Origin of the sequence: Neobacillus paridis (assembly GCF_016765675.1) — a bacterium.
GTDB lineage: Bacteria > Bacillota > Bacilli > Bacillales > Cytobacillaceae > Neobacillus > Neobacillus paridis.
In genome coordinates this window covers 1-682 of record NZ_JAESWB010000016.1, presented here as the reverse complement: position 1 = coordinate 682, position 682 = coordinate 1, and the positions used below count along the sequence as shown (strand labels likewise).

The window sequence follows — 682 nt, the reverse complement described above, 5'->3', positions numbered from 1 at the left end:
AGCCTTCGCGCCATGGCCGCTGCATCCAGTTGCGCGGTCCGGTAAACAGATGCCAGCGCCAGTGCAGGCCGGACGCCTTGGGCCAGCTATACAGGTAGAGCCGCTGGTAGCCGGCGCGGTGCAGGTCGCGCACCATTTCCATCAGGCGCGCATGCGGCATCCGGGCCGGCGGCTGGCGCCGGAACAGGATGGGCTCGCCGTCTGCATGCTGCACCTGGTCGGATGACAGGTTCAGGTCCAGCGTGCGCCCTTCCGCACCGAAACGCGCCGAGATCCATCCGGTCAGCAGGTTGNGAGCAACGGGTTTCATGTTCGAAAGGGAAAGGAGGGCTTGCAGGATGCCAGTGTAGCGGTATTCGCCGTGCGCCTGACAGGCGAATTTCACCGGACGGATAAAGGCGGATGTCCTGCTTTGATTCATGATTCATGCCGGAAATTCCCAAGCCGGCGAAATTTTCGCATGGCGCCGGGTAGGCTATGATAGCCGCGGTCGTCACTTCCCTTCGTCCCGCCATGAGTGTTTGCATCGTCGCCGCCGGCGGCACCTTTGAAAAGCATTACGATGAAATCTCCGGCAAGCTGGGCTTCGGCGCCAGCGTGCTGCCGACGGTCATCGCGCGCAGCCGCATCAGCCAGCCGGTAAGGCTGGAGCAACTGCCCCTGCTGGATTCGCTGGACATGC

At 63.0% G+C, this 682-nt stretch carries 1 protein-coding gene; it reads left to right on the top strand.

The annotated features are described in order from the left end of the window. Positions 1-477: 477 nt before the first annotated feature. Positions 478-682 (top strand): hypothetical protein (locus tag JK635_RS27815; RefSeq protein ID WP_202651814.1); only part of this gene is annotated, 205 nt, incomplete at its 3' end.